The following is a 16,416-nucleotide window of genomic DNA, read 5'->3' on the forward strand; positions in this document are numbered from 1 at the left end:
GATTCAGGTGCACTTCTGCTCCTCATTTCCATTTGCCGCCCACTTTCAGCCGATTCAAGTGCACTTCTGCGCCGACTTCCGCAGGATCAGAGGGATTCGTGGATATTACAATCTCTTTAACAACGAAACAGGACCGGCCCATTAGCCGGTCCCATTAATATGCAAGCTTCCCGCAGGTCAGCTTCATCCCAAGACTCCAGCCTACTAATGCTGTAGCCTGCTGCTATCCGCAGCGATTATTTGCCCGCTTCCGCAGGCTTCTCCTTCAGTCCGGCGACGATCTGATCGATCGGGTTCGTGAACAGCGCATACAAGATCGCTGCGTTCTCCTTCTTGCTCAGCGCGGCTCTGGACTTGTAATCCACAGCGCCCTTGGCATCCGGCTTGAAGTCCGGTCCGTACAGGCCCAGGGCGACGGCCATTTTCACCGCCGGAACGGCCCACTTGTCCGTAGTGCCGGACAGCTTCACCTTCTCGAACAGCTTATCCGGGTACTGCACATTGTACAGTCTCCAGATCATGACTGCCGCCTCCTGGCGGGAGATCACCCGGTCCGGCTGAAATTCTCCGCTGGCCGTTCCTTCAATCATTCCAATCTCAACAGCCTGCTGAATGTAAGCGGCATCGGGATGGCCCTGCAGATCCGGGAAGGCCAGCTTCTCAGTAGTGCTTCCCTTAAGTCCGCTGCTCTCCATCATCAGGCGAACATACTGGGCGCGCGTAATACCCGAGTCAGGCTGGAAGCTCAGCGTGGCTTCGTTCGGCAGATACCCTAGCGACTGGAGCATCTGTACCGGAGTGGCATAAGGATGGCTCGCGGGAACGTCGGCATAACCAACGCCATCCGGTCCCTTTTGCCCGTAGCTGAACGGATTGAGGTAAGGCTCCTTCAGATAAGCGCTTCCTCCGTCATCCTTCATGGTGAAGCCTGTAAATTTGCCGGTCAGCTCATCCGTGAACAGATTATCATCTACCTGAATCAGCTTGCGGGAACCCAGCAAAGCGTCATTAATCATTAGCGCACCATTCTGCACGGAGACTGTAGACACCAGACTCTTCATACGGAGATCCGCATAGTAGCCGGTGAATGCCTTCAGCGCTTCAGCGCTCATCGGCTTATAGGCATCCAGCTTCACCGGTGCGGCATATTGCGGGAAGAATGTCTGGATAAAGGCCGGATAGAACAGCTCCCGCAGTGCACTTTGCTGATTATAGCCAATGAACACCCCGGTGTTCTGCTCGGGAATAAGGAACATATACGAACTGAAGCCGATTAAATCACCGGCCTTGGTGATAATCTTGGAGCTGCTGCCAGCTCCGGGAAGCTGGAACGGCGCCTCAAAGCCGTAGGTAGTGTTCGGCAGCAAAGGATGAATTGTGGAGCGGTATTCCTCCATAGACTTTACTGTGTCTTCCTTAAGAATACGGTTATTGTCAACGGCTCCTCCGTTCAGAAAAGCCGTCATGAACCTCCCGACATCATCGCCAGTAGACAACATGCCGCCATGCGGCATCACGGTTGGCGTCACATTGTACAGATCGACCTCTTTGCCCGTAGCGTCATAGGCAGTAGCAAGATTGTCCTTCAGCTTACCTTCCAGCAGGAAGCCGCTTGAATCCATCTTCAGCGGGGCGAAGACATGCTTCTCCATATACTGCTCATAAGGCATCCCGCTGGCTTTTTCCACCACCAGACCGAGCAGCAACGAAGCGAAGTTATCATACATGTAAGAGATGCCCGGCTTACGCACCACAGGCGGCATATGCTTCACCACGTAATCCTCAATCGACACCTTGGTGGTGAAATCCTGGTTGATATCCTCCGGCAGCGGGTCCTGGATACGGAAGCCGGTGGTGTGGCTCAGCAGATCCCCCACAGTTACCGGAACCCCGAAGGGGTTGTCGAAGGCCATCGGACCGGTATAAGTCTGGAAATCCGCTTTCAAATCCAGCTTGCCTTGCTCAACGAGCTGCATGGCGGCAGTCGCAGTGAAGGTTTTGGATACCGAGGCCAGACGGAAGACGGTTTTGTCAGGGTCTACCTTACTTTTGGCAGCCTTATCCGCAAATCCGAAGCCTTCTTCGATAACCGTCTTGCCATCCTTCACCACCACAACAACCGCACCGGATAGCTGCGCTTTCACCGCATCCGAACTGAAGAATTGCTTGAGGAAGGCCGCAGCATTCTCTGTTGTCAGCGGCTTGGCCGCTGCAGTGGCAGCTGCCGGAGCGGTAGAAGCAGGGGGAACGGCGGCGGCCTGAACAGCCGGAGCCGTAAGTGTCAGAACCAGTGCAGCCGAAAGCATGGTCCTCGTCCAAAAGGCAGAGCGGCGGCGCAACAATGATAATTTCATTCAATTCACTCCATTTCCATAGAATAACACGCACAGTGATAATACGTCTTATCCTGGAAATAGGTTCATTTAAATCGCAGCACCTCGTCCATCTTCTTCAGCTTTCTGTAAATCACCGACCTGTGAACACTTAATTTCTTGGCCGCCTCCGTCCCGTTCCCGGCACAATCCTGCAGCACTTTTTTGATATAATGGCCCTCCGCCACAGCAGTGAAATCCTTCAGACTTGCGAGCTGATGCTTATTCTTCTCAATGAAGTGGTCGAGAGAGAACCAGTCGCCAATCTGCTCCTCTTCCTGTATGCTCTGGCCCACATGCTCGGTCACCACCAGCCGCTCGATGTAATTCCTTAATTCTCTAACATTCCCATGCCAGGGCTGGTTCAGCATCTTATCGAATTCTTCGGCACTCAGCACATATTTCTTGCCGTACATCTCATTGAAGCTGGTGATGAAGCTGGAGATTAACCCTACCAGGTCCAGCTTCCGGTTGCGCAGCGGCGGAATATGAATCGGAATCACATTAATCCGGTAATACAGATCTTCGCGGAACAGCCCCTTTTTGACCAGACTCCACAAATCCCGGTTGGTAGCTGCAATCACGCGGCAATGGACCGGAATATTGGTAATGCCGCCCACGCGTCTCACTTCATTATTCTCAAGCACCCGCAATAATTTGGCCTGCATCTCCATCGGCAGATCTGCAATCTCATCCAGGAACAGCACTCCGCCGCTCGCAATTTCGATCATACCGGCCTTGACCTCCGTCTGCCCCTCAAGCACGCCCTTCTCGTACCCGAACAATTCGTATTCAAAAAGAGCCGGAGCAATTGCAGCGCAATTAATCGGAATGAACGGCCCCTTCCACTTCTCGCTCTTCATATGGATATACTTAGCGATCACCTCTTTGCCTGTGCCGGATTCGCCGTAGATCAGCACCTTGCTGTCGTAAGAAGCAATCTGGTTGCAGACCTTGATAATCTGCTTCATCGCCAGACTCTCAGCCACGATGCCCTTCTTCTTCTCTGCTGCCATACCGCCTAACTGCTTATGGATCTGCTGGGCGACAGGCACATTTGCTTCATAATAGTTCTGCTCCTGGCTGAATTCGTTGGAGGTGGTAACGACCAGCTGTACCTCCCCGTCCTTGTCCAGAATGGGGATCGCCGACGAGAAGACATGGAAGCCTCTGGAGGTATTGACGGTTTTGGATACCTTCTGCTTGGTCGCAATAGCCTCCATAGTAATAGAGTGAGCGTAATAGCCCGCCTTGACCAGATCCTGAACGTTCGCCTTAAGCAGCTCCTCCAGATGGATACCAATGGTTAGCGCGGTAAATTCATTGGAGATTAAGATATTCCCGTTCTGATCGGTAACAAATAACGTAGACGGATATTCTTCCACGAGTTCTTCGAAAGCGGGTTTACCTGTATTTTTATTTTTTTTGGTCACCTTCATCAGTCCTAACCCATGAGATTAACGCTTACATTCCACCTAGACAAAAAGCCAAACCGCATCATTATATAAATGATACCATTTGGCTAATGGTTAGCAAAACCTTAATTAGGCATGTGCTACAGCTTCAAAGGTTACTTTGCCCATCTTGTCCATGACTTCCTGCGCCTCAGCGAACATGGTGGTAATCATCTCTTCCACGGTGGTAATTTTGTTAACCATCCCGCAGATCTGTCCGGCCATCACGGACCCGGTATCGGTATCCCCTTCAAACACAGCTCTGCGCAGCGAGCCCAGGCTTAAGCTCTCCAGCTCCTCACGCGATGCCTTCTCATTCTCCATTCTGAGGAATTCGGCAATCATGCTGTTCTTGATGCTTCTTACCGGACCGCCAAGGCTCCGGCCAGTTACGGTTGTGCTGGTATCATCGGCGTTGATGACTGCCAGCTTGAAGTTCTCGTGTGTCGGGCATTCCACAGTCGCGAGGAACCGGGTTCCCACCTGAACACCCTGTGCTCCGAGGGCAAAAGCAGCGGCAATCCCGCGTCCATCGGCAATTCCACCGGCCCCGATTACCGGAATCGATACCGCGCTGGCGACTTGCGGCAGTAAGGCCATGGTTGTAGTCTCACCCACATGTCCTCCCGCTTCGGTTCCCTCGGCTACAATCGCATCCACACCGAGCGCTTCCATCTTCTTGGCGATTTTGACCGAAGGGACGACCGGAATCACGATAATGCCATGTTCCTTCAGAATCGGCATATATGGAGCAGGCGTGCCTGCACCTGTGGTTACAATCTTCACGCCTTCTTCAATAATAACCTGGATCAGCTCAGGGATATTGTTCATCATCAGCATCAGGTTGACGGCAAAAGGCTTGTCGGTGCTTGCTTTGGCCTTGCGGATCTCGTCACGGAGACGGTCAGCGGTGAATCCGCCAGAACCGATAATGCCCAGCCCGCCTGCGTTGGACACAGCGCCTACCAGTGGAGACACAGCAATTTGAGCCATACCGCCCTGGAAAATCGGATATTTAATTCCTAACAGTTGTGTAATCGACATTATAATTACCTCCATATATTAATTAATGTTGTTTATTTGAACTTCCGGACTTTCTTAAGCCGCCTTAGCCACTTCCGGCTCGGGCTTCTGCTTCTCCATAGCTTTGTAGACGAAGGTTAAGGCGAAGCCGACCAGGGAGATGACCAGCGCGATGTAAAAGGCATTCGTGAAGTTGCCGTCATTGGCTGCCGCTACACTGCCGGCAATTCTCGGTCCGAAGAATGCGGCTCCCGAGTAGCCGATGAAGGTGACCCCGTAGTTCACACCGTAATATTTCATTCCGAATTTCTCACCGACAATGGACGGGAAGATGCCCATTGTTCCGCCGAAGCATAAGCCGATCCCGGCAATCGCGACAGCGAATCCGGCCACGGAAGTCGTTAGAGCAATTGTGAGCATCATAGCCGAAATGACGAGATAAATCATCAGCAGGCAGTTCACCCGGCCGATTCTATCGGACACTGCGCCCCAGAACACCCGGCCCAGGCAGTTGCTCAGTGAGTACAAGCTGACGTAGAGCGCTGCGGCGGCTGCGGTTAAGCCGAACATTTTTTGACCGATTACCGATGCATTCGCGGTTACCATCATACCAGACAGGGCACCGATCAGGAACAGGCAGGCAATCACATAGAATAGCGGCTTCTTGATCATCTCGTTCCATGGTACATTCACTCCCGCCTTGGCGGCTCCGGTTACCGGAGGGGTCCATCCTTCAGGAGCATAACCGGCCGGGGCAGGTTTGACGAGCAAGCCAAGCCCTAGAATAATCACCAGGAAAGCAACACCGAGTGTAATTAAGGCAGACTGTACACCATTGCCGGTGATCAGCGCATTAGCGATAGGAGCGATAGCGATGGTGCCGCCGCCATATCCGGCTGTAACGATACCCGCTGCCAGACCTCTTTTATCCGGAAAGAGCTTCACGCTGTTCCCAATGGTCGAGGAATACACGATTCCCTGGCCAATCCCGGTAATGACGCCATAAGTGATATACAGCATCCAAGGTGCAGTAGCCAGGCCCGAGAGAATGAATCCAATCCCGAACATCGCACCGCCAATAAAGACTGCCTTCTTGGCCCCCCCTTTATCCACCAGCTTACCGCCCAGGATCATCGGAATCGGGGAAATCGCTGCATTGATGGTAAAAGCAATCATAATATCCGGCATGCTCACGCTGAAGACCTTCGTTAATGGCAATGCGAAAATACTGAAAGCATAAATGGCGCCTACACAGATATTAATGATCGTTGATGCAATCAAGATCCTCCAGCGGTTCAACTGTACGTTCATGGTATCATCCCTCTTTTAGTTGGTTTATAAGTTCAGCTTACGGTACTTACATTAACTACACTTCCTGCAGCACCCGGTTCTTATCGGCGATAATCGACTTCAGCATGCCCCAGTTCTCTTGGAACATAGCCGCGTCCATTTCCTTCAGGTCCGGTGAAATGACGGGCTTGAAGTCCATCTGATCCAGAATCTCTGTCTGCAGGTCGATGCCTGGCGCGATTTCGGTTAAGGTCATTTTACCGTTCAGCAGTTCAAAGACGGCGCGTTCCGTAACATACACAACCGGCTGCTTTACCTTGGCGGCATAGGACCCGCTGAAGGTGATCTGCTGTACCTTTGAGATGAATTTCTTGGCTTTGCCCTCTTGAATGATGTGCAGCTTGCCGTTCTCTACCTTAATCTGCAGCCCGCCCGCTGTAAAAGTACCCGCGAACACCAGCTTCTTCGCCGCCTGAGAGATATTGATGAATCCGCCGCAGCCCGCTACCCGCGTGCCGAATTTGCTGACATTCACATTCCCCGACTCATCTGTCTGGGCCAGACCAAGGACCGACAGGTCTATGCCGCCGCCGTCATAGAAATCGAACTGGGCATCATGATCTACAATCGCCTCGGAGTTGTACGCATGACCGAAGTCCTTCAGCCCTGCGGGAACCCCGCCGATCGAGCCTGCCTCTGTCGTCAGAATCAGCTGGTCGTCCACGCCCTCTTCAGCGGCAATGTTCGCTACATTCACCGGGATGCCGACTCCAAGATTCAGAATGGTATTCGGCTGAAGCTCTACGGCTGTGCGGCGGGAGATGATTTTGCGCTCATCCAGCGGCAGGATTTCAATCGACTCGACCGGCACTTTGACATGACCCGAGAACGCCGGATTATACTGCGTATTCTCGGTCTGGTAATGATTCTCCGGGGTGGACACGACGAGGTAATCTACCAGAATGCCCGGAACCTTCACATCCTTCGGATTCAAGGTGCCGTTCTTGGCCACGGTCTCTACCTGGGCGATCACGATGCCGCCGGAGTTGCGGACCGCCTGGGCGATCGGCAGAACCTCCATGTGCAGGCCTTCTTTTTCCAGCGTCAGGTTGCCGTTCTCGTCCGCTACGGTTCCACGGATCAGGGCAATCTGAATCGGGAAGGTCTTGTAGAACAGCCACTCTTCGCCTTCTAATTCAATCACCTTCACAATGTCTTCCTTCGTAGACGGGGACATCTTGCCGCCCTCAACGCGGGGATCGACGAAGGTCTCCATGCCCACCTTGGTAATCACACCCGGACGCTTGGCGGCAATCTCGCGGTAGAGCTGGGTAATGACACCTTGTGGCAGGTTGTAGGCTTCACATTTATCCTCTTCAATCAGCTTGGCCAATCCCGGGGAAGCGATCGCGATACCGCCAATCCAGCGTTTGATGAGGCCTTCATGTCCCAGGTGGCTCATGCCCTTGTCGCGGCGGTTGCCAACTGCGCTGGCATGCATCACGGTCAGATTCTTCGGATGTCCAGTCTGTACGAAGCGCTCTTCAATGGCGATCCCCATCTCTTCTGCCCAGCAGGATAATCCAAATCCGCTTGCCGCTACCGTATCTCCGTCCTTGATGAGTTCCGCTGCTTTGGCGGCTGAAATTACTTTTGTCATTTCATCTGCTCCTCTTTATGTGAATATTTTCACTACGTCTGTTAAAAAAATAAGTTCCTGCTGTGTGTCTCCTAATTGCTGCTCTATGCGTCTCGTTTTGTTTGTGAAATATTTCTCAAGGTCATCGTAATACAGAAAAAAGCACCGGTCAATAGCTCCAAAAAGCCTTGAATTCAAGGTATTTTTCTGTTGTTTTTTTGCGACTGGCTCCGTAGAACCGCCTAAACTTCAAGCAATAATGTTCTTTAAAAATTCATAAGCTTGCCTCTATCTCCCCCCTGCGCCACACCTGATTTCCCTAAACCGGAAGACGGTCAAGCGTTGCAAAATATCCACACTATTTCATGGGGTCCGGCTTGGGCGTTATCTGTCCAAACTTCAGGGACCCTTCACCAAGCTGCAAATAGTGCAAACCCGTCAAGAACATGGTGCAGACCCGGGAATCTGGCAGAAAAAAATTTTATTTTATTTCTCAGCAGGCGGAATTCGCAGATTTGCAACAGTATATTAGGGCCAAATCAGCCTATCTCGGGACAACGTTCGCTGGGTGGGATTGGAAGAGTTGTATAAATTCAACCTCCTATGCTATATTCGGTTCAACTACATATGGGAGAGAGAGAGGTAGCTCTATCATGGGGAATTCTTCTAAGAAAGAAACGATTGAGCGGGGAGACACTTCGCTGGGCATTGAACTGGGGTCCACCCGGATCAAGGCGGTGCTGATCGACCGGCATTACGAGGTTATAGCATCCGGTACCTATGAATGGGAGAATCAATTGATCGGAGGATACTGGACTTACGATCTGAAGGAAATGCTTCAGGGCGTGCAGGCAGCCTATGAGCAGGTGAAGCTGGAGGTTCAGGAGCGTTATGGCGTAACGCTGCAAAAAATCGGCTCCATCGGCTGCTCGGCCATGATGCAGGGGTATATTGTGCTGGACCAGTACGGCGAACTGCTGGTTCCCTTCCGTACCTGGCGCAATGCCACAACGGCTGAAGCCGCAGCGGAGCTGACTAGCGCTTTTCAATTCAAAATCCCTGAACGCTGGAGCATCGCCCACCTGTATCAGGCTATTTTGAACGGTGAAGAGCATGTGGCCAGAATAGATTATCTTACGACGCTATCGGGTTACGTTCACTTGCTGCTGACGGGCCGCAGGGCTATCGGGATCGGGGATGCCTCCGGGATGTTCCCCATCGACGAAGTAACGAAGCAGTACAATGAAGAGATGGTGAAGCAGTTCACCACTCTAACTGCCGGCAGGGGTTATCCTTGGAAGCTGCAAGATATCCTGCCTACAGTGTATACGGCCGGTAAGCATGCAGGAAATCTCAGTGAAGCAGGTGCCCGGCTGATCGACCCGTCAGGCCGTTTGCAGGCCGGTATTCCGCTATGCCCGCCGGAGGGCGATGCCGGAACAGGTATGGTGGCTACAGGTAGTGTTAGGAAACGAACTGGCAATATTTCCGTAGGGACGTCGGTCTTTGCTATGTTTGTGCTGGAGCAGAATCTAAGTGCGGTCCACCCTGAGATTGATATCGTGAATACACCGGAAGGCAGCCCGGTTGCTATGGTTCTTGCCAACAACTGCTCCAGCGATCTGAATGCCTGGATCGGCTTGTTCCGTGAATTTCATGAAGCCATGGGGCTGAAGCCCGACATGAACCAGTTATTCAGCGTCCTGCTGAGCCAGGTGCTGGAAGCGGATGCGGATGGCGGCGGCTTGTTGAGCTACGGCTACTATTCAGGCGAGAATATCACCGGCTTTGCCCAAGGGCGTCCGCTGTTCGTCCGTTCGCCGCAGAGCCGCTTCACGCTGGCTAACTTCATGAGAGTTCATCTGTATGGCGCTTTCGCTGCGTTAAGACTCGGAATGGAGATTCTGACCGGGCAGGAACGGGTAACGATTGACCGTATTTCAGCGCACGGCGGATTGTTCCGCACCCCGCAGGTCGGCCAGCGGATCTGTGCCGCTGCACTGAATGTTCCGGTCTCAGTCTTGTCTACGGCTGGTGAAGGCGGAGCATGGGGAATAGCCATTCTGGCCTCTTATATGATACATAAGGAGCCGAACGAGAGCCTGGCGGATTACTTGACCTCTAAGGTGTTCTGTGACATGGAAGGACAGGAGGTAACGCCTGACCCTACTGATGTGGACGGCTTTGCTCTCTATATGGAGCGTTACACCAAGGGGCTGACCATCGAGCAGGCGGCGATAGATCATTTACTGGAGAACCGGAAGAGAGGAGAACTCGGATGAAAATAGATATGGGCAGGCTTACGGTATTGCTTACCTCCCTGCTGCTGATAGCCTCCGCCCCTTCGGCTTATGCTAAAGCGCCGGATGCCAAGGCACTGCTCAAGCAGAAGTTCCCGGGAGAAACGGTACGGTTGCTGAAGACCGCTGACCTGAATAACGATCAGAAGCCGGAGAGCTTCCTGCTCACGGAGTCGGGCAATTTGTATCTAGTCAACTCCAAGGGTGTAGCAGTACTAATTGATAAGCAGATTATGGAGTTCGAAGAGGATGAAGCGGATATGCAAATCTTCGCTGTCTCCCCTACGGAGAAGCATCTGGCAGTTACCGTGGATTATCTGCCCTCGAACACCCAGGTCTCGGTCTACCGCCTGAACTATGGCACTCTGACCAAGAAGCTTCAGTTCATGGGGGATCAAGGAGCCGAGATCGATAAGAAGGGACGCCTGCATCAATACTGGAAGGACTTCAAAGACGAGGGCGGCGGCTGGGACCTGGCCGAGGGGATCTTCACCTGGGATGCCAAGGCAGGGAAGTACAGAGCTACGGGCAATTACGTCTTGCAGTAGTATAAAAGGCAGCCATACTCCCGGTAGCGGAGATGGCTGCCTTTGATTTATGCCAGGCTTGCGGCATAACTGGTCTGGGCTAGGCCGAGCATCATTTGCATTTGACTCTGCGGGATCTGCCCAGCGGACTGAGAGGCGCTTATTCTGCCCAAAAGCCGCTTTTTACGCAGGTTACGGACTCCATGGCCCTTATTGGTGGTAATACCACCGATTAATATCACTTAGTGGACGAATAAGCGCATCTCAGTCCGATAGGCGGTGTAAAGTAGGCTTTTCCTCAAAATAAGGGCTCTCCAGTCCGTTAGAAGCAGGCCGGAGGGGTCCGGGGGCCACCCGGGGTCAGAATCATTTCACGGAACGATTGTAACTCGCTCCATCCTCACCTCACAAATACACGAACGGCTCCCTCGCATCCACGAATGTAACCGGAACCCCGTCCACCAGCGGCGCCAGCCACTCAGCCATATACTTCATGCCCCATTCCTCGGAGCGCTCGTGACCGATCACGATCATCGCCTTGTTCATGCCCAGCATGGCGGCGTCATTGATGTAAGCACATAAGGTCCACTCGGTAATGTCGCCGCAGACCATCACATCCAGCTGCTTCTCCTGCATCAGCTCCATCGGCATCTGCTCCCGGCCGAGGCCCAGACTGCCGCCGCCGACAAGGATGCCGATACGGGAGCAGGGCGCTTCCGGGTTGCCGACGATCTGAATGACCTTCATCCCCAGCCGCTGCTTCAGGAAGCCTGCCAACTCACCGACTGTGGTCTCCTCGATCAGATACCCCCAGGCGTCCTTGTCGTCCAGCTTCTTATCTGCCCAATCCAGCTCCTTCAGCAGTCCGTCATAGATCCGGTCCGTATCCGCCAGATGCATATGGTCATGGAAGCGCCAGATCGTAAGGCCGTGCTCCTCGATCAGCTTTTTTTTCGCCAGATATACCGGGTCCTGCTGCAGCCAGTCCAGTGTATCATTGCCGGTATAGTAGGTCGGCTCATGGGTGATAATCAAGTTGGCTCCAGCAGCAATAGCTTCCTTGATGACCTCCACCGTCGCCATGAACGTAGTGACGATCCCTGTGACCTCCATCTCTTCACTGCCGCCCGCCAGCACATCACAGGTCTGCTCCAGCCTCCGTCCCCCGCAGCAATCGAGCAGAATCCGGTCAATCACCTCTTGCACTTTCATACGCTCATCTCCTATCATATTTAGCCTTTGACAGCTCCGATAACCACGCCGCGGGTCAGGTACTTCTGCATGAACGGCAGGACGAACAGCACCGGCACAATGCCCAGCACCGCCATAGCCATCCGCACCGCTGTACTTGGCAGTGATACCGTGTCGGCTCCGAGTACATTCCCGGCCTGGCCGGAATTGAGGAACTGGATGTTGCTCATGAGCTGCATCAGCAGATTCTGAATACCGTACAATTGCGGCTTAGATACAAAATATAACGCATTGATCCAGTCATTCCAATACGCCAGGCCCATAAACATCCCGACGGTTGCCATGACCGGCATGGACAGCGGAAGCATGATGCGGAAGAAGGTCCGCAGCTCCGAGGCCCCATCGATCTGGGCCGCTTCGATAATCTCCAGCGGCACATTATTCTTGAAGTAGTTACGGACCAGCAGGACGTTGAACCCGTTCGCCAGCAGGTTGGGCAGGATTAGCGCCCACAGCGTATTTTTGATATGGAAGTACTGGGTCCACATGATGTATGAAGGCACAATCCCCCCGCTGAACAGCATGGTGAAGAAGACGACAAACGCCAGCGTATTATGATACTTGAAATCAGACCGGGACATCGGATAAGCAAGCATGCTTGTTATCAGCAGTCCAATCGCGGTTCCCAGGATCGTCACCAGAAAGGAAACGCCATAGGCTCTAATGAAAATGTACGCCGAGGACTTAATATACCGGTACGCGTCTAGACTTAGATGCTCCGGGAAAAAGCTGTACCCGTTGCGGATCAGGGTCGTCTCATTGGTGAACGAAGCGATCACAATCAGCAGGAAGGGCAAAAAAGCAAAAACCGTCAGCAGGATCATCACGACCGCAGAAAACACCGTAAACGTTCGTTCTCCTCTTGTTTGGATCATCCGAATTTCCTCCTAGAACAAAGCGTTTTCTGGATTGACCTTCTTGACGATGGCATTGACCGTAAGCACAAGGGCAAAGCCGACCAGCGACTGATACAGACCGGCGGCTGCCGACATTCCAATATCATTGAGCTGCATCAAGGCGCGGTAGACATACGTATCAATCGTCTGGGTAGTGCTGTATAGTGCACCAGAGTTCATTGGAACCTGATAGAACAGGCCGAAGTCAGAGTTGAAAATCCGGCCCATCGACATCAGCACCAGCACAATAATGGTCGGCTTCAGCAGCGGCAGAGTAATCATGCGGATCTGCTTGAGCTTCCCGGCACCGTCGATTTTGGCCGACTCATAGATGCTCTTGTCAATGCCGGCAATCGAGGCAAAATAGACAATTGAGCCGTAGCCTGCCGTCTTCCAGATCTGAATGAGGACCAGCAGGTACGGCCAATATTTCGCCTCCGAATACCAGTTGATCTCCGGTATCCCCAGCGGCCGCAAAATCGAATGATTGACGAACCCGCTGTCGGCGTTCAGAAAGGCGAAGACGAGCAGCGAAAGCACGATCATCGAGATCAGGTTCGGCAGAATCAGTCCGGTCATGAACAGCTTCGAGTACAGCTTGTTCAGCAGCTCCGACATCAGAATGGCAATGATGATCGAAACTACGGTTCCCAGCGCGATAAACGTCAGATTGTACAGCAGGGTGTTGCGGGTCATAATCCAGGCATCACTGGTCTGGAACAGAAAGGTGAAGTTCTTGAAGCCGATCCAGTCGCTGCCGAAGATGCCTTTGGCATAATTGACATCCTTGAACGCGATGAACACCCCGAACATGGGGAAGTAGCTGTTAATGAGAAAATACAGCAGTCCCGGACCCGCGAGAATTAATAAAGGAAGTGTTTTTTTGAGTGGCTTGGATTTAGGTTTGGCAGTCATGCCGGATTCACCTCCATTGCCGGGGGGCAGAGCCTCCATTAGCGGCTCTACCCTCAGCAGGCTTATTCAAATTATTGTTTTTGCGCGGCAAGCCATTGATCCAGTTGTTGCTGCTTGCTGTCTATAATGTCCTGTGCACCCGCATCCTTCAGCGCACTGTTGAATTTCGCAATAATGCTCTCAGGATCTACCGATCCGCTGACCAGTGCCGGCAGGAATTGATTCACTACGTTGTTCACAGCACTCATCTGCGTCTTCACTTGACCCTGGTCGAAGATAAAGCCGAAATACGGCGATCTTTCGGTATCCTTATTCTCCTTCAGCTTCAGTTCCACATCCGACCAGTTGATTCCCTCCATCTGATACTGAAGCGATTCGGAGCCGACGATCCCGGAGCTGAGCATGGAGGTATAAGGTACCGTATTTGCGTCCATGCCCTCAGGGAATTTCACATGATGCTCATCTACCTTGATGTAATCCTCCCCTTCAATTCCGAACAGAATGGTGTTGATCAGCTCTTTGTCGGTGTAGAGCAGGTTCAGGAACTTCACAGCGGCTTCCGTCTCCTTCGAAGTACTAGAGACCATCCAGGTCACCGAGTTCACGGCACTTGTATCGAAATAGAACGGGGCGATGCGCTTGGTCTCAATGTTTTTGCCGACCTGTGCACTCAGCTGCTTGCCAACCTCCATGCCGCTGTAGCCGCCCAGGAAGGAGAAGCCGCGCCCCGAGGAGACCATCTCCATCGCTGTAATCGTAGTGGTTGCGGTATCCTTCTGCAGATACCCGGCCTCGAACCAGTCTCTCATCATCTGAATTCCGTTCTTGAAGACATCCGATTCGTAGAAGTTAACGACCTTGCCGTTGTCACCGATCACGACACCGACTCCGGTGGTATCGGTCAGGTAATCCACCTTGCTCGCACCCTTCATCCAGTTCACAAGTCCGGTATCCGTCGGATTCACATTAATCGGGCCAAACGGGACTACATCCGGCAGCTTCTGCTTCACTGCGCCGAACACCGCAGGCAGATCCTCTACCGATTGGATGGAGTCTGCTGCTACGCCCGCCTCTGCGAGCATATCCGCGTTGTAGATGATATTGGTCGGCAGCGCCATCCCTTTATTTACGGGAATGCCGTAGATATGTCCGTCCATCGTGGTGGTTTTGAGAATATCCGGCCCGAAATCCTTGTCCAGAATGGCTGTCAGCTCTTTGCCGTGTTCGGTAAGCAGCCCTTCGAGCGGAGCCACCTGGCTCTTGGATACATAGTTGGAGAATTGTCCGAGGGTGGTGAAGATATCCATCTTCTCCCCGCTCTGGAGCGCAAGATTGACCTTCTGGGCATAATCTGCCGGGCCGAAGAGTCGGAAGTCCACCTTCACCCCGATTTTCTCCGTTGTGATGGCGTTGATCGCATTCGTCACCTTGCTCAGATCATCGGGAATCCGGTTGAAGGAGGGCAGTGCGAATACAATCTCAGCCACCTTGGCCTTCGCTTCCGTATCCCCGGAATTCTTGGACGATGTATTGGAATTGCCGCCGCAGGCGGAGAGCAGCGAACCGCAGATTACCATGGACAACAGCAGTGAACCTAACCCCTTTTTATTCTTCATGATCATGCCTCCTGTTCTATATTTACATTCTCATTGTACCGGTCCTGGAGGGGGCGGGCTTTCAATAATACGGGCTGTTTTTTTGAAAAAACGTGCTGCTGTTCGTCCTGTGGAATTATTCAACAAAATCACTCACAATAAACGTAATACAAGTCGCCCTGCTGTATTCCGCAAAAAATATCATAACCGGGCGTTTCAGCTGTCGTACAGTGATAATATCTCTATGGAGGCATTCATGTGAACTATAAGGATTCAGTAATCAAGGCTATTTCCTATATTGAGAATCATCTGACCGATGAAAGTTTAAGCGCCAAGGTTTCGGAGGCTGCCGGCTATTCGCCTTACCATTTTCACAGGATCTTCCTGTCAGTGACCCGATGCTCCGTCTCAGAGTACATCCGTAAGCGGAGATTGACACATGCGGCATACGACTTATTTCATACCCGCCAAAGGATTATAGATATTGCCATCCAGTACCGATTCGAGTCCCAGGAATCCTTCGCCCGGGCCTTTCGGAAAATGTTCTCCATCTCGCCGGGACAATTTCGCAAGCAAAGGGACATGAAAGACACGTTGTTCCGGGCCATGGAGAAGCTTCCATTGGATGGAGCGGGGCTGCAACATTTGCATACGGGTATTTCCCTCGTGCCAGCTTTTGTCTGCCTGGACAACCTGCATTTGGTCGGCATGTCGATACCGGGTGTCAATTCGGACGAGGTCGGAATGCTATGGCGGAGCTTTAGGCAGCGTGTGTTTGAGATTACGCGCAAGCCGGATACGGAAGACCTGTTTTATGCGGTCATTGAACTTACGGGCGAGCAGTGGGAGGTTACTTATACCGCTTGTGTCGAGGCGGCCAGCGAGGAGAGTACGGTTCCCTTGGGAATGGCCGCTAAGCTGCTGCCCGCGGCAACTTATGCGGTTTTTACTCATAAGGGAACATTAGCGAGGCTCAACGATACGTTCCAATACATTTACGAGACCTGGTTACCCCAGTCTGGCAGCGTTCGTACGAATGCCCCGGAGTTCGCACGTTACGACCAGCGGTATCTGGGACCGACGAACGAGGATTCGGTATTGGACATATATATTCCCGTTAGCCCGCCAGCTTAGGAGCGTACCGCTCAAGGAGA

Annotated in this window: 12 protein-coding genes; 3 read left to right on the forward strand and 9 right to left on the reverse strand. The window is 52.6% G+C overall.

Annotation, left to right across the window (positions count from 1 at the left end):
• Positions 1–236: 236 nt before the first annotated feature.
• The 5 genes from NST26_RS23140 to NST26_RS23160 all read right to left on the reverse strand — a co-directional run bounded on the left by NST26_RS23140 (position 237) and on the right by NST26_RS23160 (position 7,799).
• A complete protein-coding gene (locus NST26_RS23140; RefSeq protein ID WP_340979836.1) occupies positions 237–2,354 on the reverse strand; it encodes a serine hydrolase in 2,118 nt (705 codons plus the stop codon).
• A gap of 65 nt (positions 2,355–2,419) precedes the next feature.
• Positions 2,420–3,805: a sigma-54 interaction domain-containing protein gene (locus NST26_RS23145; protein ID WP_340979837.1), complete on the reverse strand. Its 1,386-nt coding sequence runs from the start codon at positions 3,803–3,805 to the stop codon at positions 2,420–2,422.
• A gap of 111 nt (positions 3,806–3,916) precedes the next feature.
• The gene (locus NST26_RS23150; protein ID WP_036724044.1) at positions 3,917–4,870 is read right to left on the reverse strand and encodes a DUF561 domain-containing protein; all 954 of its coding nucleotides are present in this window, start codon (positions 4,868–4,870) and stop codon (positions 3,917–3,919) included.
• A gap of 54 nt (positions 4,871–4,924) precedes the next feature.
• Positions 4,925–6,160 (reverse strand): L-lactate MFS transporter, encoded by a 1,236-nt coding sequence (locus tag NST26_RS23155; RefSeq protein ID WP_340979838.1) that lies wholly within the window; start codon positions 6,158–6,160, stop codon positions 4,925–4,927.
• A gap of 55 nt (positions 6,161–6,215) precedes the next feature.
• A complete protein-coding gene (locus NST26_RS23160) occupies positions 6,216–7,799 on the reverse strand; it encodes an acyl CoA:acetate/3-ketoacid CoA transferase (RefSeq protein WP_339250007.1) in 1,584 nt (527 codons plus the stop codon).
• 632 nt (positions 7,800–8,431) lie between these two features.
• Between NST26_RS23160 and NST26_RS23165 the strand changes: the two genes are divergently transcribed.
• On the forward strand, positions 8,432–10,060 hold the full coding sequence (locus NST26_RS23165) for a xylulokinase (protein ID WP_340951026.1): 1,629 nt from the start codon (positions 8,432–8,434) through the stop codon (positions 10,058–10,060).
• The gene (locus NST26_RS23170; protein ID WP_339250013.1) at positions 10,057–10,626 is read left to right on the forward strand and encodes a hypothetical protein; all 570 of its coding nucleotides are present in this window, start codon (positions 10,057–10,059) and stop codon (positions 10,624–10,626) included. The genes NST26_RS23165 and NST26_RS23170 overlap by 4 nt, the downstream gene beginning before the upstream one ends.
• Before the next feature lie 384 nt (positions 10,627–11,010).
• Here NST26_RS23170 and NST26_RS23175 read toward each other — a convergent pair whose 3' ends face one another.
• The 4 genes from NST26_RS23175 to NST26_RS23190 all read right to left on the reverse strand — a co-directional run bounded on the left by NST26_RS23175 (position 11,011) and on the right by NST26_RS23190 (position 15,283).
• The gene (locus tag NST26_RS23175; RefSeq protein ID WP_340979839.1) at positions 11,011–11,817 is read right to left on the reverse strand and encodes a Nif3-like dinuclear metal center hexameric protein; all 807 of its coding nucleotides are present in this window, start codon (positions 11,815–11,817) and stop codon (positions 11,011–11,013) included.
• A gap of 20 nt (positions 11,818–11,837) precedes the next feature.
• A complete protein-coding gene (locus NST26_RS23180; protein ID WP_339250017.1) occupies positions 11,838–12,731 on the reverse strand; it encodes a carbohydrate ABC transporter permease in 894 nt (297 codons plus the stop codon).
• Between the two features lie 12 nt (positions 12,732–12,743).
• A complete protein-coding gene (locus tag NST26_RS23185) occupies positions 12,744–13,667 on the reverse strand; it encodes an ABC transporter permease (protein ID WP_036724053.1) in 924 nt (307 codons plus the stop codon).
• Positions 13,668–13,738: 71 nt separating this feature from the next.
• The gene (locus NST26_RS23190) at positions 13,739–15,283 is read right to left on the reverse strand and encodes an ABC transporter substrate-binding protein (protein ID WP_340979840.1); all 1,545 of its coding nucleotides are present in this window, start codon (positions 15,281–15,283) and stop codon (positions 13,739–13,741) included.
• A gap of 237 nt (positions 15,284–15,520) precedes the next feature.
• On the opposite strand from NST26_RS23190, the gene NST26_RS23195 reads away from it, so the two are divergent.
• Positions 15,521–16,396: an AraC family transcriptional regulator gene (locus NST26_RS23195; protein ID WP_340951019.1), complete on the forward strand. Its 876-nt coding sequence runs from the start codon at positions 15,521–15,523 to the stop codon at positions 16,394–16,396.
• The last annotated feature ends 20 nt before the right edge of the window (positions 16,397–16,416 follow it).

Origin of the sequence: Paenibacillus sp. FSL R7-0128 (genome assembly GCF_038002245.1) — a bacterium.
GTDB classification, from domain to species: domain Bacteria; phylum Bacillota; class Bacilli; order Paenibacillales; family Paenibacillaceae; genus Paenibacillus_AQ; species Paenibacillus_AQ silagei.